Source organism: Azospirillum fermentarium (assembly GCF_025961205.1).
Classification (GTDB): domain Bacteria; phylum Pseudomonadota; class Alphaproteobacteria; order Azospirillales; family Azospirillaceae; genus Azospirillum; species Azospirillum fermentarium.
Map to the genome: position 1 here is coordinate 39,637 of NZ_JAOQNH010000001.1, position 22,168 is coordinate 61,804.

Here is a 22,168-nt window from a genome sequence, read left to right on the forward strand (position 1 = left end):
ATCATGAGATCGCTATCAGTCGGCGTCACCACCACCGACGACTCCGACATGCTGCATATCTCCGACATTTGCGACAATAATAGCCCGGAAATCGCCAATCCTCTGTTCTGGTTCTATTGCCCGTTCGGCATCGTCGTTCTCGTCATCCGGTTGTTTATCATTGCCTCCTTCGTCTTCTTTTCCGTTGTGACACCACCGGAATGGCGGCGCGTGTCGTTCCCGGTCCTGCGGTGGCTTCTGGGGATCCGCGTCGGGCTGAACCGGACGAAGCGTGCGATCGGGCAGGAGATCGGGCGCACGGTCGTCGCGGTCAACCACGTGTCCGTCATCGACTATTGGGTCACGCCCGAGATCGGGCATCCGGTCGTGGTGAGCGGCACGGCCCTACGGCGGGAAAACCGCCTCGATCCCATCATCTTCAAGACGATGGAGCTTGTTTCGGGCGTACGCTTCCTGCCGGCGCGCGACGCGCGGGGGATTGCGGCGTTGCTGGAGCGGTGGCGGCTGAAAAAGGAGGCGACCACCCTCTACGTCCCGGCGGAGATGACGATCAACAACGGCAGGGGACTGTTCCGGTTCAACCCGACGCTGCTGTCCCGCGGTTTCCCCGTCGTGCCCATGGCCTTGACCATCACCACGTGCCTGGGCCTCGTGCCGCACCCGTTGATGTCCGGGGGGCTGGCGACGATGCTGCGCCTGCTGATGCTGCCGCGGGTCCGCTTCGCGGTGGCTTATCTACCGGCACAGCACCGCGCGCCGGGGGAGGCCCCCCAGCACTTCGCCGACCGCATCCAACGCATGATCGCGGACCATCTGGGGATTCCCGCCACAGCCTTCACGGTCGAGGACAAGCGCCTCTACCGCAACGCCAAATCATCGGGAGCGCGTGTGTCATGAGCCGGCCCACGATCATCTTTGACTACGACCTCACGCTGTCTCCGGGGGAAAGCCTGGCCGATGTGATCGGTCTGGCCATCGACAGCCATCGGGACGGGGCGGAACTGCGCCGGCGTTTCGACGACCTGCAGGGGCGGTGGCAGGAGGGGCCACGCACCCCCGCCGACCTTCTCACCGCCTTCCGGCTGGTCAGGGCGATCCGGCGGTCCCACATCGACGCCTATGTGGACACGCGCCGCCGGTTGCCGGACGATCTCGGCCATGTGTTCGACGAGCTTCGCCGCCGTGGTGTCCGCCTGCACATCGTCTCGTCGGCCTACCGGGACTGGCTCCTCCCCATCGGGCGCGCCTGGGGGTTTTCCGATCACGAGATCCATGCCCGGTACCATCTCGGGTGGTTCGGCGGGGCGGCCCATCCCCTCACCGTGGGCCACCTCCTGCGGTCCGCGTCGAAAGGCCGGATCATCGAGACCCTGCTGCGCGATGGCGCGGCGGGGCGCCCGCTGATCGTCGTCGGCGATTCCGCCGAGGATCTCCGCGCGGCCCGGCATGTGGCCGCCGACGGCTTTGTGGCCGCCGGCTATTACGCGGCCAGCCCGGTCGATCCCCCGGCTCTGCCGGGCGTTGCCGTCCAACGGGTGGGCTGCCGGGACGCTCTCCCCGCCACCCTTCTGGCGGCTGTGGCCCGCCCGTGACCGCCGTCAGCGCCAGAACACCTCTTCCCCGATCTCCTTCAAACTCCCGCACCCGGTCAGCACCATGGCGATGTCCAGTTCGGTGCGCAGGATCTTCAGCAGGTGGGCCACCCCCACCGGCCCGGCCACCGCCAGGGCATAGAGGTAGGGCCGCCCCACCATCACCGCGGCCGCACCCAGCGCCAGCGCCTTCAGCACGTCGGTGCCGCGGCGGATGCCGCCGTCCAGCAGCAGGGGCACACGGCCCGCCACCCGTGCCGCCACCGCCGGCAGCGCCTCGACGGTGGCGGGAACGCCGTCCAGCACGCGGCCCCCGTGGTTGGAGACCACGATGCCGTCAACCCCGTGGGCCAGCGCCCGCTCGGCATCGTCGGCGTGCATCACCCCCTTTACCAGCACCGGCAGGCGGGTGATGGTCTTCAGCCACGCAATGTCCTCCCACCGCGCGGCCACGGCCAGCAGGTGGCGCAGGGCCGCGCGCTCGTCGTCGAAGGCGGGGGCCGGCGGCTCGCCGCGCAGGTTCACCGCCTCCACCCCCGGCGGGAGACGGAACCCCGCCCGCTGCTCGCGCGGGCGCAGGGACACCGGCGCGTCCACCGTCACCACCAGCGCGCCGTAACCGGCAGCCTCCGCCCGCCGCACCAGATGGGCGGTGAAGCCGCGGTCGGCGTGGATATAGAGCTGGAACCACAGCGGGGCGGCGGCGTGGGCGGCGATCTCCTCCAGCGTACGGCCCGCCTGGGTGCTGATGACGGCAGCGGCCCCCAGCGCCCCGGCGCCGAGCACCGTCGCCACCTCCCCCTCGGGATGCACCAGCGTGTGGAGGGCGGCGGGGGCCAGCAGGATGGGGTGGGCCAGGGTGTGGCCGAACAGGGTGACGCGGGTGTCCACGTCGCGCACAGCGGGCAGCGCGCGGTTGATGAGCACCCGGTCGTCGAAGGCCGCGGCGTTGCGGCGCAGGGTCCGTTCGTCCCCAGCGCCGCCGGCGATGTAGGCCCACGCATTCTCCCCCATCCGGTCCCGCGCCGGGGCCTCGTAATCGGATGCGGTGGCGATGCCGGCGGGGATCATGGACGGGCCTCAGAATATGCGAGTGATTATCACACGCGAGGTTATCCGCTTTGCGCCCGCCGCACCAGCACGAAGCGCTGGTAGACGAAGCCGATCAGCAACAGCACGGCCCCCAGCCCGATGAAGGACACCGCCCGCCACAGGCCGGTCAGCGCCGACAGGTCGATCAGGAAGACCTTGGCCACCGTCAGCAGCACCACCACCAGCGAGGCGTAGCGGAACGCCAGCACGTCCCGCCACAGCCCCAGCGCCAGCAGCACCCCGCCGAAGCCCAGCCACGCAACGGAGTAGGCGTAGAGTTCGCCGTCGGTCACCCCCAGCCATTCGGCGATGACGGGGCCGTGGACCGCGTGGCGCACCTCCAGCGTCAGCCACACCCAGGCCAGCGCCAGAGCGGCCACCCCGGCGGCCATGGACAGCCGCGCCATGCCACGGCGCCCCGACACCGCGGCAAAGCCCGCCGCCAGCCCCGCCGGCAGGGCGTAGAGCAGGAACAGCAGGTTGACGAGGACGGTCTGACCCACCGCATCGCCGGTGAACAGCGGGTTGCCGGCCAGCAGATGGCCGATCACCACCTGCGCCGCCCCTACCCCGGCCAGGATGCGCCAGCCCCACTGCACCACCGGATTCGCCACCCGTCCCGCCCGCACGAACAGGAACAGCCCCAGACCCAGCCACCACAGGCTGTTCAGCCCCTGCTCCAGCAGGCCGTAATCCAGGCGGTCCAGCGGCCCGTCGCCGGCCCACAGGCGGATCTGGAAGCTGACCAGCAGCACCAGGAACGACAGCGCCCCCCCCTCCAGCGTGGTGCGCAACAGCGGGGTCAGCCGCTCCCCGAACAGGTGGCGGGCGGTCAGGAAGGCGGCGATGGACAGGCCGTAGCCGTACCAGAACCACCCGCCTTCCGGCAGCGGGTACCACAGGACGAAGGGATTGCCCGACAGCCGCACGATGGCCGCCGCCGCCAGGGCCAGGGCCACCGCCCGCAGGCTGGCATAGGGGAGGAAACGGTGGACATAGGCGGTGGCGGTGACCGTCCAGGCCAGCGCCACCGTCAGCCACGCATCGCGCAGGATGAACGCCGCCCCCAGCGCCAGACCGGCCAGGGCGGCGGTGGCGTGCCCGGCCAGCACCTGCCCCCACTGGGGATCGTCGCGGTGACGGGCGGCGTAGAGCGCCAGCCCGGTGTGCAGGGCGGCCAGCGCCGCGGCCAGCAGCGCCCAGTCGGGGTCCGGCTGGCCCGAGGTGGCGAGCGCGTAGGCGTGGGCCAGCAGCAGCAGCGACCCGCCCGACCCCACCAAGGTGAAATAGGGCGCGCGCCGGGTGCCGTGGGCGGCGGTGAATCCGGCCAGCGCCAGCCCCGCCGCCGCCAGGATGCCATAGATCCACACCAGCCCCGGTTCGCGCAGCGGATACCCCTCCAGCACCCAGCCGGCCAGGACCAGCAGCGGGATGGCGGCCACGGCGGCACCGGACGACCGCTCGCCCCGGCGGTCGTCGGCGAACAGGGTCACCGTCCCCCCCGCCGCCAGCACGGCCAGCAGCGTCACCGACCCCACGTCGGCCAGAACGAAGCCGGCGCCGGCCAGCGTCAGCACGGACAGCGCGATGCCGGGACCGTCGATGGCCCCCGAAACCCCGGTTCCCGCCGGGGAACGGCGGCGCAGCGCCGCCAGCAGGGCCGCGGCCAGGATGACGAACAGCCCCGCCGCCCACGGCGCCCCGCCCCCGCTGCGCAGGACGATGTGGGCGCCCACATAAAACATGCCCCCGGCGTGGACCAGCAGCACCGCCCAGCCCCAGCCGCGCCAGCGGGCGGTCAGCGCCGTCACCACCGTCACCGCGGCGAGGTAGGAGAACAGGCCGATGCCGGTGGCATCCTCGCCCCCGATCAGGGCCGGCACCGCCAGCGCGCCCACCATGCCCAGGGCCGCCACCGGCGCCCCGTGCAGGATGCCCATGCCCACGGCCACCAGCGACACCAGCGCCAGCCCGCCGAACCCCACCAGCGGCCCGATCAGCCCATAAAGGCCATAGGCGGCGAAAATGGCGGCATAGGCGGCCAGAAGCCCCGCCCCGGTGGCGCTGGGCGCCAACTGGTCCGGCCCCAGCCGCCCGGCCCCGCGGGCCGGGGGATGACGGCGCAGCCGTTCGCCCACCCCGATCAGGGCGGCGGCCAGCAGCAGCCCCAGCAGCACCCGCGGCCCCGGCCCCAGCAGCCCCGATTCGATGGACACCTGCACCAGGAACGCCCCGCCCAGCGCCAGCGCCACCCCGCCGATCCACACCAGCCACCGCCCGGTCAGCCGGCTTTCCAGATCGGGCCGGGGCGGAGGAGGAGGGGGCGGCGGCGGACTGGCCTCTTCCCGCGCCAGCGCCGGATCGGGGCCGGATTCGGGGGCGGGAGGGGATTCGGCGGCGAGATCAGGGGTGGGCCGGGCGGCGGCTTCGGGGGCCGTTTCCCGGCGCTCCTCCTCCAGAACCTGCGCCAAGTCCGGCGGCGGCATCATCCATGGCGGCGGAACGGCGGATGTCTGGGCAGCCGCGGGCGGCTGCACCCCCAGCCCGGCCTTGTGCAGTTGCTGCTCCAGGAACTCCACCCGTGCGCGCAGGCCGTTCACCTTGAAGAAGGCCGCGAGTCCGAAGAACGGCAGCAGGGCGTAGCCCAGCGCCAACACGATCCAGATCCCCTCGTCCACCTTCGGGCCTCCCCCGCCAGCTTCGACCCTATCGACTATAACGGAGCAATAATGTCTGGCGATGGGCGTGAGGGGGTAATCTGGCCGCGCCCTTCCCGTATTGGGCACGAGGACGATGGAATGCACCCGGCATCCCCATTGGCTCGTATGTGCGCACGGGTCTTCAAATGCGCCGCCATCACCATTATGGTGCTTTCCAGAACGGGCGGACGTGCCCGGCCCCAGCCCATCGAAGGTCCGATTTCCGCGATGTCCAGACCCAACAGCTTCCGCACCGGCCCCGACGAGAACGGCCATTTCGGCATCTACGGCGGCCGCTTCGTCGCCGAGACCCTGATGCCCCTGATCCTCGAGGTGGAAAAGGCGTACAACGCCACCAAGGACGACGCGGGCTTTCAGGCCGAATTCCGCGAACGGCTGGTCAATTACGTCGGGCGCCCCAACCCGCTCTATTACGCCGAACAGCTCACCAAGAAGCTGGGCGGGGCCAAGATCTACTTCAAGCGGGAAGAGCTGAACCACACCGGCGCCCACAAGATCAACAACTGCATCGGCCAGATCCTGGTGGCCCGGCGCATGGGCAAGCGGCGCATCATCGCCGAAACCGGGGCCGGGCAGCACGGGGTGGCCACCGCCACCGTCTGCGCCCTCTACGGCATGCCCTGCACCATCTACATGGGCGAGGTGGACATCGCCCGCCAGCAGCCCAACGTGTTCCGCATGCGCCTCTTGGGGGCGGAGGTGCGCTCCGTCACCTCCGGCTCCAAGACGCTGAAGGACGCGATGAACGAGGCGCTCAGGGATTGGGTGTCCAACGTGGACGACACCTATTATCTGATCGGCACCGCCGCCGGGCCGCACCCCTACCCCACCATGGTGCGTGATTTCCAGTCGGTGATCGGCACCGAGATCCGCGAGCAGATGCAGGCGGCGGAAGGCCGGCTGCCGGATTCGCTGGTGGCCTGCGTCGGCGGCGGGTCCAACGCCATCGGCACCTTCCACCCCTTCCTCGACGATCCCTCGGTGGCGCTGATCGGGGTGGAAGCGTCCGGCCACGGCATGGAGACGGGCAAGCACGCGGCGTCCCTGACCGGCGGGCGCCCCGGCGTGCTGCACGGCAACCGCACCTATCTGCTCCAGGACGAGGACGGGCAGATCGCCGAGGCCCATTCCATCTCCGCCGGTCTCGATTACCCCGGCATCGGGCCGGAGCATTCGTGGCTGCACGACCAGAAGCGGGTCGAGTACGTCTCCATCACCGACACGGAGGCGCTGGACGCCTTCCAGACCTGCGCCAGGGTGGAGGGGATCATCCCCGCGCTGGAATCGTCCCACGCGCTGGCCGAGATCATCAAGCGCGCCCCCGCCCTGCCCGCCGACCACCTGATGGTGCTGTGCCTGTCGGGCCGCGGGGACAAGGACATCTTCACCGTCGCCGAACACCTGGGAGTCACGCTGTGAGCGCCGTTTCCACCGAGGGCCGCATCGCCCGCCGCTTCGCAGCCCTGAAGGCCCAGGGCCGGGCGGGTCTGGTCACCTTCATCACCGCCGGCGACCCGGACCACGAGACGTCAGCCGCCCTGCTGGCCGGGCTGGCGGACTCAGGGGCCGACCTGATCGAACTGGGCATGCCCTTCACCGATCCCATGGCCGACGGCCCGGCGATCCAGGTGTCCAGCCTGCGCGCGCTGGCCAACGGCGCGCGCATGACCCGGACGCTGGATCTGGTCCGCGGCTTCCGCGCCAAGGACGCCGACACGCCGGTGATCCTGATGGGCTATTACAACCCCATCTACGCCTATGGCGTGGACCGTTTCCTGGCCGACGCCCGGGAAGCCGGTGTCGATGGCCTGATCGTCGTCGATCTGCCGCCGGAAGAGGATGGCGAGCTGTGCCTGCCGGCGCTGGACGCCGGGGTGTCGTTCGTGCGGCTGGCCACCCCCACCACCGACGACGCGCGGCTGCCGGCGGTGCTCGCCAACACCTCGGGCTTCGTCTATTACGTGTCCATCGCCGGGATCACCGGCACGGCGTCCGCCGACAATTCCCGCGTGGCCGAGGCGGTGGCGCGGCTGAAGCGGCACACCGACCTGCCGGTCGCCGTCGGCTTCGGCATCAAGACCCCGGCCCAGGCGGCGGAGGTGGCCCGCGTGGCCGATGCCGCCGTGGTGGGATCGGCCATCGTCAGCCGCATCACCGACAACCTGAACGCCGACGGTACGCCCCGCCCCGGACTGACGGGCGACGTGCTGGGTTTCGTGCGCGAACTGGCCGCCGGCGTGCGGGGCGCGCGCGGGTGACCCATGCGCTGCTGACCACCCCCCGCCTGGCGCTGCGGCTTGTGGAACCGGACGACGCCGGACCCCTGTCCGCCCTGCTGGCGGGGGATTCGGACGGCATCGCCATGACCGCCCGAATCCCCGACCCGGCGACGGAGGAGGGGACGCGGGACTGGATCGTCCGGGTGCGCGGCGAGGGCAGCCACGCCTGCACCATCCTCCACCGGGACAGCGGGCAGCCGCTGGGGGTGGCGGGATGGATGGGGTGCGACTCGCCGGCTGACAGGATGCCGGAAATCGGCTATTGGATCGGCCGTGCCCACCGCCGCCGGGGCTTCGGCAGCGAAGTGGTGGCGGGCCTGCTGGCGCATCTGGCGCAAAACGGCGCCCGCGGTGCGGTGGCGGAAGTTTTTCCGGAGAACGCGGCCTCTCTGGCGCTGCTGCGGCACCTGGGATTCCGCGCTTCCGGCCTTGTGGAACGCGATCTTCCGCTGCGCGGGGGCTTGCGCCGCCTGCAGCGGCTTGTCATTGATGGGCCGCCGTTTGCGGTGACGTGACCCGGCGCCTTCCTTTCTTTCGGTCTTCAGCCCTTTGGACCTGCGATGAACTGGCTCACCAACTACGTCCGCCCCAAGATCCGTGCGCTGGTCGCCCGCAAGGAGGTTCCCGACAACCTCTGGCACAAGTGCCCCAATTGCGAGGCGATGCTGTTCCACCGCGACCTTGAGGATAACCTCTCGGTGTGCCAGCACTGCGGCTTCCACATGCGGCTCGACCCGGTGAAGCGGCTGGGCATGCTGTACGACGATGGCGAATACCATCCGATCGACGTGCCCAAGCCCCTGGCCGACCCGCTGAAGTTCCGCGACCAGAAGCGCTACACCGACCGCATGAAGGAAGCCCAGGGCAAGACCGGGCGCCAGGACGCCATCGTGGTGGCGCACGGGTCCATGGGCGGGCTGCCGGTGGTGTCGGCGGCCTTCGACTTCGGCTTCATGGGCGGGTCCATGGGCATGGGTGTGGGCAACGGGCTGGTGGCCGCGGCGGAACAGGCGGTGGCCCGCCGGGCGCCGCTGGTGGTCATCCCCGCGTCGGGCGGGGCGCGCATGCAGGAAGGCATCCTGTCGCTGATGCAGATGCCCCGCAGCACCGTCGCCGTGGACATGGTGAAGGAAGCCGGCCTGCCCTACATCGTCGTGCTGACCGACCCGACCACCGGCGGCGTCACCGCGTCGTTCGCCATGCTGGGCGACATCCACATCGCCGAACGGGGCGCGCAGATCGGCTTCGCCGGTGCCCGCGTAATCGAAAGCACCATCCGCGAAACCCTGCCCGAGGGGTTCCAGCGCTCGGAATACCTGCTGGATCACGGCATGGTGGACATGGTGGTCCACCGCAAGGATCTGCGCGACACGCTGATCCGCGTCATCAGCCTGCTGATGCAGCCCATCACCATCGAGGCGGCCCCGGTCCAGGACGTCCCCACCATCGCCGTGGAGGAGGCGGACGCCGAAACCCCGGACGCCCCCGTGGTCGCGGAAAAGGCCTGATCCATCCCCCATGAGGCCCGCCCCATGACCTCCCGCGCCGATCCGGTGCTGGACCGGCTGAAGGCCCTGCACCCCAAGGTCATCGACCTGTCGCTGGACCGGATCCACCGGCTGCTGGGGGCGCTGGGCGGCCCGCACCGCCGGCTGCCGCCCGTGGTGCACGTGGCCGGCACCAACGGCAAGGGGTCCACCGTCGCCTTCCTGCGCGCCATGCTGGAGGCGGCGGGCAAGCGGGTCCACGTCTACACCTCCCCCCATCTGGTGCGCTTTCACGAGCGCATCCGGGTGGCCGGGACGCTGATCGGCGACGATGCCCTGACCGCACTCCTGGAAGAGTGCGAGCGGGCCAACGCCGGGCACCCCATCACCTTCTTCGAGATCACCACCGCCGCCGCCTTTCTGGCCTTTTCCCGCACGCACGCCGACGTGGTGCTGCTGGAAACCGGGCTGGGCGGGCGGCTGGACGCCACCAATGTGGTGGACCGCCCGGCGGTGACGGCGATCACCCGCATCTCCTACGACCACCGGCAATTTCTGGGCGGCACGCTCACCGCCATCGCCGGCGAGAAGGCCGGGATCCTGAAGCCCGGCGTCGCAGCCGTCTTCGCCCCCCAGCCGGAGGAAGAGGCCGCCCGCACCCTGGCCGCCCGCGCCGCTGCCGTGGGCGCGCCGGTCACGGCCTGGAGCGTGACACCGGAAGACGGCGGGTTCCGTTTCGACAGTGCCGCCGCCCACCGCCGGCTGCCCCGCCCCGGTCTGGCGGGCGCCCACCAGATCACCAACGCCGGGGTGGCGCTGGCCTGCCTGGACCATCTGCCCTGGGTGATCGACGACGAGACCGCGGCCCGCGGCCTGGCGGCGGTGGAATGGCCGGGACGGCTCCAGCGGCTGACCCGCGGCCCGCTGGCCGAGGCCCTGCCCGCCGGGTGGGAGCTGTGGCTGGACGGCGGGCACAATGATTCGGCGGGGGAGGTGCTGGCGGTCCACGCCGCCGGCTGGGCCGCCGACGGCCGCCCGCTGGACCTGATCTATGGGATGCTGTCGAGCAAGGAGCCGGCGGAATTCCTGTCCCCCCTCGCCCCCCACGTCCGGCGGATGCGCACGGTGGCGATTCCGGGGGAGGACGCGGCCCTGCCCGCCGATGCCGTCGCCGCGGCGGGCCACGGCGCCGGCATTGCCGACACCGCCGCAGCGGAATCGGTGGCGGCGGCCCTGGACGCACTGAGCCGTACAGGCGGCGCTGCGCCGGCCCGCGTGCTCATCTGCGGGTCTCTCTATCTGGCGGGAACGGTGCTGGCGGAGAACGGCTGAGCCGCTTCTCCACCAACCTTGTCAACAGACGGTTCCTGTCAGCGGACGGTCAGTGGACCGTCACGCCCCGCACCGGCAGCACGGCGGCGGCCACCGGGCCGTTCAGACCATAGGGGCGGTGCAGTTCCTTTTCCAACGTCTGCCAGTCGGGCGCCCCGCCGAGCTGATTCACCAGTTGAGACGTCAGGATGAACACCGCGTGCTCAAGCGGGCGGTTGTCATCGGCGTGGGCGTTGACGGCCAGACAGGAATCGGTGGCGCTGGACACGATGACCGCGGCGGCGTTGGCACCGGGGCCGGGATCGGGCAGCGGCACCGGGGCCGGCGTGCTGCCGGTCTGGCGCAGCCGTTCCAGATTGCCGGCCAGGAGACTGCTGTGGATCGCCTGGTCGATGGCGGCGGCCATGGCATAGCCCGCCTCTTCGTCCACGGCGGCCCGCAGGTGGCGCAGGCCCGCGATCAGCCCATGGGCCACGTCCCCGGCGGAACCGCGCTTGCCCGCGGCGGCCACGGCGTTGGTGACGATGGCGGTGACCACCGGCAGGCTGGAATCCATCTCGGGCACCTGGGGTGCAACGGGGATGCCGGCGGGATCCTGGGTATCGGACGGGTTCATGCTGCCTCCTCGCGGTTGGAGCCGCGCGGTGAGCGCAGCGGGAAACGATGGGGCGGATGACGGCGAAGCGCGTCGCGCGTGATGCTCATGTTTAGGTATCCTCCTGAAGAGCGATAACCGCGCCGGACCCGATCTGTGGCGTCCGGCCTTTCCATCATCTGTGGGCGGCAGGCCCCGGCTTCAAGCCGTCCCCTCTGGTGGGAGGGGTGCCGTCACCCCACATGAGGCACCGTGCGGCCCCCTTTTCCCGGAGCCGGGCCGGTTTTTCACCACGAGGGAACGCGCCATGTCGCCGCTCAGCCTGCTGCTCAACATCGCCTGGATCGTATTCGGGGGCTTCTGGATGGCCCTGGGCTGGGTGGCGGCGGGGATCATCATGATCGTCACCATCATCGGCATCCCGTGGGCGCGGGCGGCCTTCACCATCGCCTTCTACACCCTCCTGCCGTTCGGGCAGCAGGCGGTGCGCCGCGACCGTTTCCGCGGGCGGGAGGATCTGGGCACCGGGCCGCTCGGCACGCTGGGCAATCTGGTGTGGTTCCTGCTGGCCGGCTGGTGGTTGGCGCTGGGGCACCTGCTCACCGCCGCCGCGTGGGCGGTCACCATCGTCGGCCTGCCCTTCGCCTGGGCGCATCTGAAGCTGGCCGGGCTGGCCCTGTGGCCCATCGGCACCGAGATCGTGCCGGCGGACACGGCGGACCGCCGGGGGCCGTACCCGGCCCCCTACCGCTGAGGCGCGGACGCCTCAGCGCATGGCGAACAGTTCCTGGTGAAACCGCGTGCCCACCGGCATCCCGTGGGCGGCGAAATCGCGGCGCAACGCCTGCCCGAACCCCGACGGGCCGCAGAACCACAGGCTGGCGTCGCGCCACCGGGGCACGGCGGCGCGGATGCGGTCCCCGGTCAGACGCCCGTCGCGGGAATCGACCAGCACGTGGAGCCGGATGCCCGCCGCCTCGGCATCGGCGGTCAGCCGGGCGATGGCCTCGGCGTCGTAATCGGTGGTGGTGTGGAACAGATCCACCGTCTGGGGCCGGCGGGGGGATGCCGCCAGATGCTGCATCCGGGCGATGAACGGGGTAATGCCGATGCCGCCGCCGACCCAGATCTGGTGCGGGCAGTCGTCATCGAAGGTAAAGCAGCCGTACGGCCCTTCGACCGTCACCGTCTGCCCCACCGTCAGCGTGTCGCGCAGGCGGCGGGTGTGGTCGCCCAGTTCCTTGACGATGAAGGTCACCTGGGGGTCGCCCGGGTTCCACGCCGACGCGATGGTGTAGGGATGCGCGCCCTCGCCGGCGTTGGACATGGCGAAAGCGAACTGCCCCGCCGTGTGCCCGGGCCAGCCGCGGGGGATGTCGATGCGGGCTTCCATCACCCGGACGCCGGGGTAATAGGTCAGGGCGGCGATGCGGCCCTCCACCCGGCGCCCGGCGGCGACCCGGCCCAGCAGCACGATGACCGCCGCCCCGGTGCCGCCGGCCAGCAGAACGGCCAGCAGCACGCCGAACGGCGTCGCCCAGGTGCCGGCATTGACCAGCACCACCGTGTGGAACACCAGAACCAGATAGACGGCGGCCAGCAGCCGGTGGGTCTTGACGAACAGGCGGTAGGGAACGCGCGTCACCAACGCCATCACGATCAGCACCACGGCGGCGTAGAAGGCCCATTCGCCCACCCCCTCCGCCGTGCCGCGGAGCGCGGCCAGGGTTTGTTCGACGGTGCCGTCCGGCACCGGGCGCGGGCCGCGGTGGGGCCGTTCCAGCAACCCCCAGCCGACGGCCCATTTCGGCCCCTTGGCCCACAGCCAGTGAACGATGCCAAGCGAAAGCCCGCCGATGCCCAGCCATTTGTGCAGGCGGTACATCTTGTCCAGCCCGCCCATCCACCGTTCGGGAAAACGGGGGCGCAGGGCCAGGATCATCGCCACGCTCATGCAGCCCATGGCCAGGACACCGCTGTACTGCACCATGGCACCGCGCACGGCAAAGAAGGTTGACGCCTGGAAAACCGCGGGATCGGCGGCAACCCACAAGACCGACAGCAGGGCAAGGAAACCCCAAAGGGAAAGCCGGATGTTTTGCATGATCGTATCTTCCGGTCTCGAAAAGCCAGACGGACCGGCGGCGCCGATAGCCGCCCCCCGGTCCCGAAAGCCGTGCGCCCGGATTGCAACGCGCGTGTTTCAAAAAGCGGCACAGGTTTCTGAAAAACGGAACCACTTTTTCAAAACAGCACAGCCGATGGCAGGCGGCATGGGGTCAACCCTATGCCGGCCAAGCTGAACGGTGGATGAACCCACCCATACACCGTGAGTGACAGAGATATGCACAAGGAAAGGGGGAGTGGCGGTTCACTCCCCCTTTCGCCCCTTTCGGAGGTCTTGTGGTTATTAGCGGTTCTTTTTCACGAAATCATATCACTTCGGTCAGGCTTTCCACCAACTCCTGTTCCCGTTCCATGGCCGCCAGCTCTTCGCCCACGAAATCACGCATGGACAGGACGCCCACCACCTTGCCGCCCTCGATGACCGGCAGATGGCGCAGACGGTTTTCGAACATGCTGCGCAGCGCCTCGCGCATGGTGGTGTTGCGGTCCACCGTCACCGGGCACCGGGTCATCACCGCCGACAGCGGCGTGGTATCGGGGTCCAGCCCCGCGGCGACCACACGGTCGGTCAGATCGCGTTCGGTAAAGATCCCCTCCAGATGATCGGCGTTCCGCCCGGTCACCACCACCGAGGCCACATGGGCGTCCCGCATGTGTTTGGCCGCGTTGCGCACGCTGTCCGCCGGATCCAGATGAACGACGGTCTTTTCGGTGACCATTTCCCCCACATTGCGGTGCATCATGTCCAGCGCTCCTCTTCCCGATCTCGTGTGTGCAACGCACCGTGTTTTTACGCTGTTGCACAATTTATCTTCGTGTTGTCAGCCCATGTATTTTAAGTTTTCTTTTTCATTCTGGATTGCTGATGAAGAAAGACTATCTCGTTTTTCCAAGTCTTGGGAGATGTCTGGAACGGATAAGCACAGGATGGGAGCCATGAGCGGGCAACATGCGTCATTTCCGCCCGAAACGGGGGCCGCGAGGCTGAACTGGCACGCCGCGTGGCCGGAGCGGCCGGGGCTGACAAAGGGACATTAACCCTTATTCAACTTTATATATGAATTCTGTCCGAACGAAGCTTCCCACGGCATGGCGCACCCGCCATGGGATGCTCAGGGATCGATGGGATATGTGCAATGTCATGGTTGGCAAAGCTGAGCGGCGGAAAGAAGGGTGATTCACCCAGCGGCAGCACCCGCCGCCGTGCCCAAAGCGTTCCCCCCGTGCGCATCATCATCGACCGCAACGAATACCAGGCGGAAGAATTCGCCCTCGGTTCCTTCCGCATCCGTCCCTACGACGGCGACCTGATCGCCAAGCAGCAGTTCGATTTCCGCCTGGCCTTCGCGCTGGGGGAAGAGGCGTTCGACATCGCCTGCCGCGGGCAGGTGGTGAAGCTGGACGAGAAATCCGGCCTCGTCGCCCGCTACCAGAAACCCCAGCCCTTCTACGAACGCAAGCTGGTGGAATACATCTGCCTGCTGAAGGGCGTGTGATCCGGCGGGCCGCCCGCCCCTCCCCCCATCCCGAGTCGAAAAACGCCGGAAACACCACTTACCCATTTGCGGAATGTGGTCTTTTGTGGCAAAAGTCGTTCGTTTCGCCAACGATCGGCGCAGCCTTCCCATGCACCGGCACGGCGGGCGCCCCCCGTTCTGTCGCAAATCCGACAATGGGGGCGGCCCGCCGCCCCCCGGCACCGCGTCCGACATCCGACAAAGTTGGCGTTCCGTGCAAACGTGAAAAACCTGACAATCGTTTAAAAACAACGCCTTAGAATTTGGCACTCTTCTTGCTTTTCTCCCTGCCAGCAACATGGACACACCCGCACCGGGGGTTCCCGGCGGGCAGGCGGCAAGGAGACGGCGGAGATGGTGACACTGACGCAAGCGGCGGTGACCACGCTGGAAGGTGTTCTGGCCCGTTCGGGCGGTGAGGCCCGCGGCCTGCGCATCGCGGTGACCGATGGCGGCTGCGCCGGCCACAAGTACCAGATGGGTCTGGAACGCGACCCCGGCGACGGCGATCAGGTGCTGGAATTCGGCGGCGTGACGGTCTTCGTCGATCCGGCCAGCCAACCCTATCTCGACGGCGTGGTGGTCGATTACGTGGAAAGCCTGGAAGGCTCGGGCTTCCGCTTCGACAACCCCAACGCGGCCAGCACCTGCGGCTGCGGCAAGTCGTTCTCGGCGGGCGAAAGCTGCTCGTCCGCCGGGGCGTCCTCCTGCGGCTCCCACGGTCACGAACACAGCTACGGCGAAGCCTGCTGAGCCGCCCTCCCCCCGAGGCCGGTTCCCCGATCATTCCGACACCGGCCCCCTCGCGCGCCGGATACGAGAGAGGCAGAGTCCCCCCATGTGGAACTACACCGACAAGGTCAAGGAACACTTCTTCAACCCCAAGAACGCGGGCGCGCTGGAAACGGCCAACGCGGTGGGCGAAGTCGGCTCCATCACCTGCGGCGACGCGCTGAAGCTGATGATGAAGGTCAACCCCGACACCAACGTGATCGAGGATGCCCGCTTCCAGACCTTCGGCTGCGGTTCGGCCATCGCGTCCTCCTCGGCGCTGACCGAAATGATCATCGGCAAGACGGTGGACGAGGCGCTGGTCATCACCAACCGCGACATCGCCGAGTATCTGGGCGGGCTGCCGCCGGAAAAGATGCACTGTTCGGTCATGGGTGCCGAAGCGCTGCGCGCCGCCATCGCCAACTTCAAGGGCGAAGAGTGGGTCGATGACCACGAAGAGGGCGAGCTGGTCTGCAAGTGCTTCGGCATCGACGCCGCCATGATCGAGCGCGCGGTGACCGTCAACAACCTGACCACGCTGGAGGAGGTGACCAACTACACCAAGGCCGGCGGCTCGTGCCAAACCTGCCACGAGAAGATCGAAGAGGTGCTGGAGGCGGTGCTGGCCAAGCAGGCGGCCAAGCCGCCGGAAAAGTCGCCGCTGCTGCCCGTCGCCGACATCAAGCCCGCCCCGACGCCGGCCCCCAAGGCCGACGCCCCGGTGGCCGCGGCGCCGAAGATGACCAACGTCCAGCGGATGCAGGCCATCATGATGGCCATCGAAGAGATCCGCCCGCAGCTTCAGCGCGACGGCGGCGATGTGGAGCTGGTGGATATCGACGGCAAGGACATCTACGTCCGCCTGTCCGGTGCCTGCACCGGCTGTTCCCAGTCGGCCAGCACCATGATGGGCGTGCAGATGAAGCTGGTCGAGAAGCTCGGCGAATTCGTGCGGGTAAAGCCCGCCTCCCTGCTGGCGAAGGTGTGATCCATGACGGGCGTCTATCTCGACAACAACGCCACCACCCGCGTCGATGACGCGGTGGTGGAAGCGATGCTGCCGCTGTTCACCCAGCATTTCGGCAACGCATCGTCCATGCACGCCTTCGGTGGTGCTGTCGGCGGGCTGATCGAAAAGGCCCGCCAGCAGGTCCAGGCCCTGCTGGGGGCGGCCCACGACACCGAAATCGTCTTCACCGCCAGCGGCACGGAAAGCGACAACACCGCCATCCTGTCGGCGCTGGAGGCGTACCCGAAGAAGCGCACCATCATCACCAGCGTGGTCGAACACCCCGCCGTGCTGTCGCTGTGCGATTACCTGGAAAACAAGCGCGGCATCACCGTCCACCGCATCCCGGTGGACAGCCGCGGCAATCTCGACATCGACGCGTACAAGGCGGCTTTGTCGCCCGACGTCGCCATCGTGTCGTTCATGTGGGCCAACAACGAGACCGGCACCCTGTTCCCCATCGAGGAACTGGCGAAGATGGCCAAGGCGGTGGGCGCGCTGTTCCACACCGACGCGGTGCAGGCGGTGGGCAAGATCCCCATGCGGCTGGCCGACTCGTCCATCGACATGCTGTCGCTGTCGGGCCACAAGCTGCACGCGCCCAAGGGCGTGGGGGCCTTGTACGTCAAGCGCGGCACCCGCTTCCGCCCCATGCTGCGCGGCGGGCACCAGGAACGGTCGCGCCGGGCCGGCACGGAAAACGCACCGGGCATCGTCGGGCTGGGCAAGGCCGCCGAACTGGCGCTCCAGCACATGGCGGATGAGAACACCCGCGTGCGGGCGCTGCGCGACAAGCTGGAGCGGGCCATCCTGGCGGCGGTGCCCAACTGCTTCGTCACCGGCAACCCCGACCTGCGGCTGCCCAACACCGCCAACATCGCGTTCGAGTACATCGAGGGCGAGGCCATCCTGCTGCTGCTGAACGAAAACGGCATCGCCGCGTCGTCGGGATCGGCCTGCACGTCGGGCTCGCTGGAGCCCAGCCACGTGATGCGGGCCATGGGCGTGCCCTACACCGCCGCCCACGGTGCCACCCGCTTCTCCCTGTCCCGCGACACCACGGAAGAGGAGATCGACCACGTGATCGCCGTGGTGCCGGGCATCATCGAGCGGCTGCGCGCCCTCTCGCCCTATTGGTCCAAGAGCGGGGCCGACGCCAAGGGCTTCGCACCGGTCTATTCCTGACCGGTGCGGCCCGCCCCCCGTCCGTAACGCCGACCTGTCGATTCCAGGGGAAAAGGTGACGACCATGCTGATCGAACGGCCCTTTGCCACCATCAACGACACCACGTTGCGCGACGGGGAGCAGACGGCGGGCGTGGCCTTCACCCTGGACGAGAAGATCGCCATCGCCCGCGCACTGGACGCCGCCGGGGTGCCCGAACTGGAAATCGGCATCCCGGCCATGGGCGAGGACGAGCGCGAGGGCATCCGCGCCGTGGCCTCGCTGGGCCTGCGGGCCAAGATGATGGTGTGGTGCCGCATGCACGACACCGACCTGCAGGCGGCACAGGCGTGCGGCGTGGGCTTCCTCAACCTGTCCATGCCGGTGTCCGACATCCAGATCGGGCGCAAGCTGCGCCGCACCCGCGACTGGGCGCTGGGCGAGATCGAGCGCAAGATCAAGCAGGCCTGCGATCTGGGGTACGAGGTCAGCCTGGGCGGCGAGGACTCCTCCCGCGCCGACATGGATTTCATCCTGGCCGCGGTGACGGTGGCGCAAGGAGCGGGGGCACGGCGGTTCCGCTTCGCCGACACGCTGGGGGTGCTGGACCCGTTCCAGACCCGTGCCTGCATCGAGCGCATCCGCCGGGAAACCGACATCGAAATCGAAATGCACGCCCACGACGATCTGGGTCTGGCGACCGCCAATTCCCTGGCCGCCATCCAGGGCGGGGCCACCCACGTCAACACCACCGTCAACGGCCTGGGCGAACGCGCCGGCAACGCGCCGATGGAAGAGGTGGTGATGGCGATGAAGGTGCTGTACGGCCGCCCGACCGGCGTGGACACCCGCGCGCTGTCGGCCATCTCCCATCTGGTGGAGGCGGCGTCCAACCGCCCGGTGGCGGTGAACAAATCCATCGTCGGCGATGCGGTCTTCACCCACGAGGCCGGCATCCACGTGGACGGGCTGCTGCGCGACCGCCAGACCTATCAGGGCTTCGACCCGGCGGAGGTGGGGCGCGAACACCGCATCGTGCTGGGCAAGCATTCCGGCACCTCGGCGGTCAAGATGGCCTATGCCCAGATCGGCATGAGCGTGGACGACGCCGCGGCCCAGGCCATCCTGCCGCGGGTCCGCGCGCTCGCCACCCGCGCCAAGCGCCCGCCGACCCCGCAGGAGCTGATGAGCTTCCACGCCGACGCCGTTCTCGCCCCTTCCGAATAAGTCCGGTCCCCACGGGAGAACCGCCATGGCCGCCGCTTCCGACGCCGCCCCCGGTCTGATCCGGCTGATCAAGGAAGACGTGCTGTGCGTCTTCGACCGCGACCCCGCCGCCCGCACGGTGTGGGAGGTGATGACCTGCTACCCCGGCATCCACGCCCTGATCGCCCACCGCCTGTCCCACACGCTGTGGAAACGCGGCTACCGCTGGCCGGCGCGGTTCCTGTCGTACCTGTCCCGCGCGGTGACCAACATCGACATCCACCCCGGTGCCCGCATCGGGCGGCGTTTCTTCATCGACCACGGGGCCGGCGTGGTGATCGGCGAGACGGCGGAGGTGGGCAACGACGTGACGCTGTACCACGGCGTCACCCTGGGCGGCACCTCGTGGAACAAGGGCAAGCGCCACCCCACCCTGCGCGACGGGGTGCTGGTGGGATCGGGGGCCAAGATCCTCGGCCCCATCACCGTGGGCGTCAACGCGCGGGTCGGCGCCAATTCGGTGGTGACCAAGGAGGTGCCGGACGGCATGACCGTGGTCGGCATCCCCGGCCGTCTGGTGCGCCCGGCGGGCCAGGGCCGCGACCGCCAGGACGGCATCGACCTGGATCACCACCTGATGCCCGACCCGGTGGGCAAGGCGATTTCGTGCCTGATCGACCACATCAACCGCATCGAGGCGCGGCTGGAAGCCCACGCCTCGGCGGAAGAGGCGGAACGGCTGGGGCATCTGTCCGGGGTGGTGTGCGATTCCTGCGGCAACGTCTGCGACCAGGACAGTTGCGCCGCCCCCGATCTGGACCCCCGCACGCCCCTGGAACGGGCCGTGGAGGCGGCGGTCAGCACCGCCACCCTGAAGCGGCCCCATTAAGTCTCAACCACGAATCATCGAGCAACCGGGCCGGCGGACCACCGCACCCCCTCCCCGACCACCGGCCCACGAGAGGAGCGCCCATCGCATGAGCTTCAAGGACGATCTGGAAGACCTGGAAACGGCGGAAGATTTCCTGACCTTCCTCGGCGTTCCGTTCGACCGCCGGGTGGTCAACGTGAACCGCCTGCACATCCTCCAGCGCTTCCACAATTATCTGGCCGAGGACACCGCCATCGAGGATCTGGACGACGAGGGGATGGCGACCCGCTACCGGCTGCACCTGCAGCGGGCGTATCAGGATTTCGTCACCTCCTCCGCCATCACGGAAAAGGTGTTCAAGGTCCATCAGGAGCAGGCCCAGCGCATGAGCGACCGTTTCGTGCCGCTCGATTCCCTCATCGCGCCGCTGAAGTAACGGCAGCCGACGCCACGGCCACCCGCACCAGCGCCACCGTCACCAGCCCCATGGCGGCGATCACCGCCGCCATGGGCACCGCCGTGCCGTTGTCCAGCGCGCCGACCGCCGCACCGGTTCCGGCCCCCAGCACGAACTGCAGAACCCCCATCAGGGCCGCCGCCCCGCCGGCGTTGCTGTGCGCCCGCGCCATGGCGGAAGCGGCACCGTTGGCCATGATGCAGCCGATGCTGGCGATGCACACGAACAGCGGGGCCAGCAGCCCGGCCAGCCCGCCGGCCCCGGTCACCGCCGCCGCCAGCAGCACCGCCCCGCCCGCGGCATAGGCCAGCACCGCCACCCGCAGGATGCGCGTCTCGCAGAAGCGGCGCAGCAGCCGCACGTTCACCTGCGACAGGATCACCATGCCCAGCGCGTTGCCGCCGAAGATCAGGCCATAGAGCTGCGGCGACACCCCGTGCTGCTCGATCAGCACCATGGGCGAATTGGTGATGTAGGCGAACAGCCCGGCCATCACGCACCCGCCCGACAGGGTGAAGGCGACGAAGGCCCGGTCGCGCAGCAGCGCCCCCCAGGCCCGCAGCATTCCCCCGACCCCGGCACCGGAGCGCCGCTCCGCCGGCAGGCTTTCCTCCAGCCCCAGCCACACCGCCAGCGCCGCCGTCAGCCCGATCACGGTCAACACCCAGAACATGGCCCGCCAGCCGGCCACCACCAGCAACTGCCCGCCCAGGATCGGCGCCAGGATCGGCGCCAGCCCCACCACCAGCATCAGCGACGAGAACACCCGCGCCGCGTCCCGCCCGTCGAACAGGTCGCGGATCATCGCCCGCCCGATCACCATGCCGGCACTGCCCCCCATCGCCTGCAGCAGCCGCACCGCGATCAACTGCTCCACCGAAGTCACCAGCGCCGCCAGGGCCGAGGCGACGGCGTACAGCAGCACCCCGGCGATCAGCGGCCCCCGCCGGCCATAGCGGTCCGACAGCGGCCCATAGATCAACTGCCCCACCGCCAGCCCGGCCAGGAACACCGCCAGACTGGCCTGCACCGCGCCGGGGGTGGCGTGGAGATCCTCCACGATCCGGGGAAAGGCCGGCAGGTACATGTCGATGGACAGCGGTGCGAAGGCCGACAGGGCCCCCAGCACCAGCGTCAGCCGGCGGAACCGGGCCGGGGACATGCTGTCCACGGAAACGGGGTGGGTCATGGGAAGCGTCCTCAGAAAAAAACAACGGCAGCAGTGGCGTGGGCCGCTGCTGCCGCGGTTGCCGGGCTGCCCCCGGCACCTGGACCGCCGGGGATCAGGCGAAGCGGGTGGCCTCGCCGAAGCTCAGGCGCGGCAGGCGGGGGAACAGGGCGTCGGGCTTGCCATAGCCGATGTTGATCAGCAGGTTGGCCGCCCACGGGCTGTCGGGGAAGAAGGCGGCGGCCGCCTTTTCCTTATCAAAGCCGGACATCGGCCCGCAATCCAGACCCACCGCGCGCAAAGCGATGATCAGGTATGCCGCCTGCAACGAGCTGTTGCGGAACGCCGTTTCCTCCAGCAGGGCGGCGTTGCTGCGGAACATCTCCGGCGCCGCGGCGAAATGGGGGAACAGCACCGGCAGCGTGTCGGGGAACGCGCGGTCGAAGGCGACGATGGCCGTCACCGGGGCCGCCATGGTCTTGTCCACGTTGCCGGGCGACAGCGTGGGCTTCAGCCGTTCCTTGCCCTCCGCACTGGTCACGAAGACCACGCGCATGGGCTGGGTGTTCATGCTGGTGGGGCCCATCTTGGCGATGTCATAGGCCTGCTCCAGCAGCGCCGGATCGACCGGGCGGTCCTGCCACGCGGAAAAGGTACGGGCATCGCGGAACAGAACGTCGAGGGCGGAAGAGGAAACGGACGGATGGGCGTCGGCCATGGTTCGGCACCGTTGCAGGAAAAAATGTGGTGCCACTATCCGCCCGCCCGCGGCATTGA

Annotated in this window: 22 protein-coding genes; 15 read left to right on the plus strand and 7 right to left on the minus strand. The window is 69.2% G+C overall.

The window, feature by feature from the left end:
* The first annotated feature begins 48 nt into the window (after positions 1 to 48).
* Both M2352_RS00195 and M2352_RS00200 read left to right on the plus strand, forming a co-directional pair.
* Complete coding sequence (locus M2352_RS00195; RefSeq protein ID WP_264662503.1) at positions 49 to 897, plus strand: lysophospholipid acyltransferase family protein; 849 nt, start codon at positions 49 to 51, stop codon at positions 895 to 897.
* Complete coding sequence (locus tag M2352_RS00200; RefSeq protein WP_264662504.1) at positions 894 to 1,592, plus strand: haloacid dehalogenase-like hydrolase; 699 nt, start codon at positions 894 to 896, stop codon at positions 1,590 to 1,592. The genes M2352_RS00195 and M2352_RS00200 overlap by 4 nt, the downstream gene beginning before the upstream one ends.
* 6 nt (positions 1,593 to 1,598) lie before the next feature.
* Here M2352_RS00200 and M2352_RS00205 read toward each other — a convergent pair whose 3' ends face one another.
* Entirely contained in the window at positions 1,599 to 2,663 is a 1,065-nt protein-coding gene (locus tag M2352_RS00205; RefSeq protein WP_264662505.1) for an alpha-hydroxy acid oxidase, read from the minus strand.
* Between the two features lie 41 nt (positions 2,664 to 2,704).
* Positions 2,705 to 5,362 (minus strand): DUF2339 domain-containing protein, encoded by a 2,658-nt coding sequence (locus M2352_RS00210; RefSeq protein ID WP_264662506.1) that lies wholly within the window; start codon positions 5,360 to 5,362, stop codon positions 2,705 to 2,707.
* A 249-nt stretch (positions 5,363 to 5,611) separates the two neighbouring features.
* Between M2352_RS00210 and trpB the strand changes: the two genes are divergently transcribed.
* The 5 genes from trpB to M2352_RS00235 are packed head-to-tail and all read left to right on the plus strand — an operon-like array spanning position 5,612 to position 10,502.
* A complete protein-coding gene (gene trpB / locus M2352_RS00215) occupies positions 5,612 to 6,823 on the plus strand; it encodes a tryptophan synthase subunit beta (protein ID WP_264662507.1) in 1,212 nt (403 codons plus the stop codon).
* Positions 6,820 to 7,662 carry a tryptophan synthase subunit alpha gene (gene trpA / locus M2352_RS00220; protein ID WP_264662508.1) on the plus strand — a complete coding sequence of 281 codons (843 nt, stop codon included), beginning with the start codon at positions 6,820 to 6,822 and terminating at the stop codon, positions 7,660 to 7,662. The genes trpB and trpA overlap by 4 nt, the downstream gene beginning before the upstream one ends.
* Positions 7,659 to 8,198 carry a GNAT family N-acetyltransferase gene (locus tag M2352_RS00225; protein ID WP_264662509.1) on the plus strand — a complete coding sequence of 180 codons (540 nt, stop codon included), beginning with the start codon at positions 7,659 to 7,661 and terminating at the stop codon, positions 8,196 to 8,198. Before trpA ends, M2352_RS00225 begins: the two co-directional genes overlap by 4 nt.
* Before the next feature lie 45 nt (positions 8,199 to 8,243).
* The gene (gene accD / locus M2352_RS00230; protein ID WP_264662510.1) at positions 8,244 to 9,191 is read left to right on the plus strand and encodes an acetyl-CoA carboxylase, carboxyltransferase subunit beta; all 948 of its coding nucleotides are present in this window, start codon (positions 8,244 to 8,246) and stop codon (positions 9,189 to 9,191) included.
* Between the two features lie 24 nt (positions 9,192 to 9,215).
* Positions 9,216 to 10,502 (plus strand): bifunctional folylpolyglutamate synthase/dihydrofolate synthase, encoded by a 1,287-nt coding sequence (locus M2352_RS00235; RefSeq protein WP_264662511.1) that lies wholly within the window; start codon positions 9,216 to 9,218, stop codon positions 10,500 to 10,502.
* A gap of 49 nt (positions 10,503 to 10,551) precedes the next feature.
* On the opposite strand, the gene M2352_RS00240 is transcribed toward M2352_RS00235, so the two are convergent.
* On the minus strand, positions 10,552 to 11,118 hold the full coding sequence (locus M2352_RS00240) for a hypothetical protein (protein ID WP_264662512.1): 567 nt from the start codon (positions 11,116 to 11,118) through the stop codon (positions 10,552 to 10,554).
* Between the two features lie 286 nt (positions 11,119 to 11,404).
* Between M2352_RS00240 and M2352_RS00245 the strand changes: the two genes are divergently transcribed.
* Positions 11,405 to 11,851 carry a YccF domain-containing protein gene (locus M2352_RS00245; protein WP_264662513.1) on the plus strand — a complete coding sequence of 149 codons (447 nt, stop codon included), beginning with the start codon at positions 11,405 to 11,407 and terminating at the stop codon, positions 11,849 to 11,851.
* Positions 11,852 to 11,863: 12 nt separating this feature from the next.
* Here the strand turns inward: M2352_RS00245 and M2352_RS00250 are convergent, their stop codons facing one another.
* Together M2352_RS00250 and M2352_RS00255 are read right to left on the minus strand one after the other, a co-directional pair.
* Positions 11,864 to 13,201: a ferredoxin reductase family protein gene (locus M2352_RS00250; RefSeq protein WP_264662514.1), complete on the minus strand. Its 1,338-nt coding sequence runs from the start codon at positions 13,199 to 13,201 to the stop codon at positions 11,864 to 11,866.
* Positions 13,202 to 13,529: 328 nt separating this feature from the next.
* Positions 13,530 to 13,967 (minus strand): CBS domain-containing protein, encoded by a 438-nt coding sequence (locus M2352_RS00255; protein ID WP_264662515.1) that lies wholly within the window; start codon positions 13,965 to 13,967, stop codon positions 13,530 to 13,532.
* 393 nt (positions 13,968 to 14,360) lie between these two features.
* Between M2352_RS00255 and M2352_RS00260 the strand changes: the two genes are divergently transcribed.
* The 7 genes from M2352_RS00260 (at position 14,361) to nifW (ending at position 20,202) form a co-directional block, all read left to right on the plus strand.
* Positions 14,361 to 14,720 (plus strand): hypothetical protein, encoded by a 360-nt coding sequence (locus M2352_RS00260; protein WP_264662516.1) that lies wholly within the window; start codon positions 14,361 to 14,363, stop codon positions 14,718 to 14,720.
* Between the two features lie 375 nt (positions 14,721 to 15,095).
* Positions 15,096 to 15,494 (plus strand): HesB/IscA family protein, encoded by a 399-nt coding sequence (locus tag M2352_RS00265; protein ID WP_264662517.1) that lies wholly within the window; start codon positions 15,096 to 15,098, stop codon positions 15,492 to 15,494.
* A gap of 85 nt (positions 15,495 to 15,579) precedes the next feature.
* Positions 15,580 to 16,503: a Fe-S cluster assembly protein NifU gene (gene nifU / locus M2352_RS00270; protein WP_264662518.1), complete on the plus strand. Its 924-nt coding sequence runs from the start codon at positions 15,580 to 15,582 to the stop codon at positions 16,501 to 16,503.
* 3 nt (positions 16,504 to 16,506) lie between these two features.
* On the plus strand, positions 16,507 to 17,709 hold the full coding sequence (nifS, locus tag M2352_RS00275) for a cysteine desulfurase NifS (RefSeq protein WP_264662519.1): 1,203 nt from the start codon (positions 16,507 to 16,509) through the stop codon (positions 17,707 to 17,709).
* Between the two features lie 64 nt (positions 17,710 to 17,773).
* Positions 17,774 to 18,916 (plus strand): homocitrate synthase, encoded by a 1,143-nt coding sequence (nifV, locus tag M2352_RS00280; protein ID WP_264665277.1) that lies wholly within the window; start codon positions 17,774 to 17,776, stop codon positions 18,914 to 18,916.
* A 25-nt stretch (positions 18,917 to 18,941) separates the two neighbouring features.
* Positions 18,942 to 19,784, plus strand: a complete 843-nt coding sequence (gene cysE, locus M2352_RS00285) for a serine O-acetyltransferase (RefSeq protein ID WP_264662520.1) — start codon at positions 18,942 to 18,944, stop codon at positions 19,782 to 19,784.
* Positions 19,785 to 19,872: 88 nt separating this feature from the next.
* Positions 19,873 to 20,202: a nitrogenase stabilizing/protective protein NifW gene (gene nifW / locus M2352_RS00290; protein WP_264662521.1), complete on the plus strand. Its 330-nt coding sequence runs from the start codon at positions 19,873 to 19,875 to the stop codon at positions 20,200 to 20,202.
* Here nifW and M2352_RS00295 read toward each other — a convergent pair.
* Both M2352_RS00295 and M2352_RS00300 read right to left on the minus strand, forming a co-directional pair.
* The gene (locus M2352_RS00295; protein WP_264662522.1) at positions 20,183 to 21,412 is read right to left on the minus strand and encodes a multidrug effflux MFS transporter; all 1,230 of its coding nucleotides are present in this window, start codon (positions 21,410 to 21,412) and stop codon (positions 20,183 to 20,185) included. The two genes, nifW and M2352_RS00295, sit on opposite strands and share 20 nt — an antisense overlap.
* A 94-nt stretch (positions 21,413 to 21,506) precedes the next feature.
* Entirely contained in the window at positions 21,507 to 22,109 is a 603-nt protein-coding gene (locus M2352_RS00300) for a malonic semialdehyde reductase (RefSeq protein ID WP_264662523.1), read from the minus strand.
* Positions 22,110 to 22,168: the final 59 nt, after the last annotated feature.

Bases quoted from the DNA above. Each gene is read 5' to 3' on its own strand.
- M2352_RS00195 (WP_264662503.1), top strand. From the start codon at position 49: ATGCTGCATATCTCCGACATTTGCGACAATAATAGCCCGGAAATCGCC.
- M2352_RS00200 (WP_264662504.1), top strand. From the start codon at position 894: ATGAGCCGGCCCACGATCATCTTTGACTACGACCTCACGCTGTCTCCG.
- M2352_RS00205 (WP_264662505.1), bottom strand. From the start codon at position 2,663: ATGATCCCCGCCGGCATCGCCACCGCATCCGATTACGAGGCCCCGGCG.
- trpB (WP_264662507.1), top strand. From the start codon at position 5,612: ATGTCCAGACCCAACAGCTTCCGCACCGGCCCCGACGAGAACGGCCAT.
- accD (WP_264662510.1), top strand. From the start codon at position 8,244: ATGAACTGGCTCACCAACTACGTCCGCCCCAAGATCCGTGCGCTGGTC.
- M2352_RS00235 (WP_264662511.1), top strand. From the start codon at position 9,216: ATGACCTCCCGCGCCGATCCGGTGCTGGACCGGCTGAAGGCCCTGCAC.
- M2352_RS00240 (WP_264662512.1), bottom strand. From the start codon at position 11,118: ATGAACCCGTCCGATACCCAGGATCCCGCCGGCATCCCCGTTGCACCC.
- M2352_RS00245 (WP_264662513.1), top strand. From the start codon at position 11,405: ATGTCGCCGCTCAGCCTGCTGCTCAACATCGCCTGGATCGTATTCGGG.
- M2352_RS00250 (WP_264662514.1), bottom strand. From the start codon at position 13,201: ATGCAAAACATCCGGCTTTCCCTTTGGGGTTTCCTTGCCCTGCTGTCG.
- M2352_RS00255 (WP_264662515.1), bottom strand. From the start codon at position 13,967: ATGATGCACCGCAATGTGGGGGAAATGGTCACCGAAAAGACCGTCGTT.
- M2352_RS00260 (WP_264662516.1), top strand. From the start codon at position 14,361: ATGTCATGGTTGGCAAAGCTGAGCGGCGGAAAGAAGGGTGATTCACCC.
- M2352_RS00265 (WP_264662517.1), top strand. From the start codon at position 15,096: ATGGTGACACTGACGCAAGCGGCGGTGACCACGCTGGAAGGTGTTCTG.
- nifU (WP_264662518.1), top strand. From the start codon at position 15,580: ATGTGGAACTACACCGACAAGGTCAAGGAACACTTCTTCAACCCCAAG.
- nifS (WP_264662519.1), top strand. From the start codon at position 16,507: ATGACGGGCGTCTATCTCGACAACAACGCCACCACCCGCGTCGATGAC.
- nifV (WP_264665277.1), top strand. From the start codon at position 17,774: ATGCTGATCGAACGGCCCTTTGCCACCATCAACGACACCACGTTGCGC.
- cysE (WP_264662520.1), top strand. From the start codon at position 18,942: ATGGCCGCCGCTTCCGACGCCGCCCCCGGTCTGATCCGGCTGATCAAG.
- nifW (WP_264662521.1), top strand. From the start codon at position 19,873: ATGAGCTTCAAGGACGATCTGGAAGACCTGGAAACGGCGGAAGATTTC.
- M2352_RS00295 (WP_264662522.1), bottom strand. From the start codon at position 21,412: ATGACCCACCCCGTTTCCGTGGACAGCATGTCCCCGGCCCGGTTCCGC.
- M2352_RS00300 (WP_264662523.1), bottom strand. From the start codon at position 22,109: ATGGCCGACGCCCATCCGTCCGTTTCCTCTTCCGCCCTCGACGTTCTG.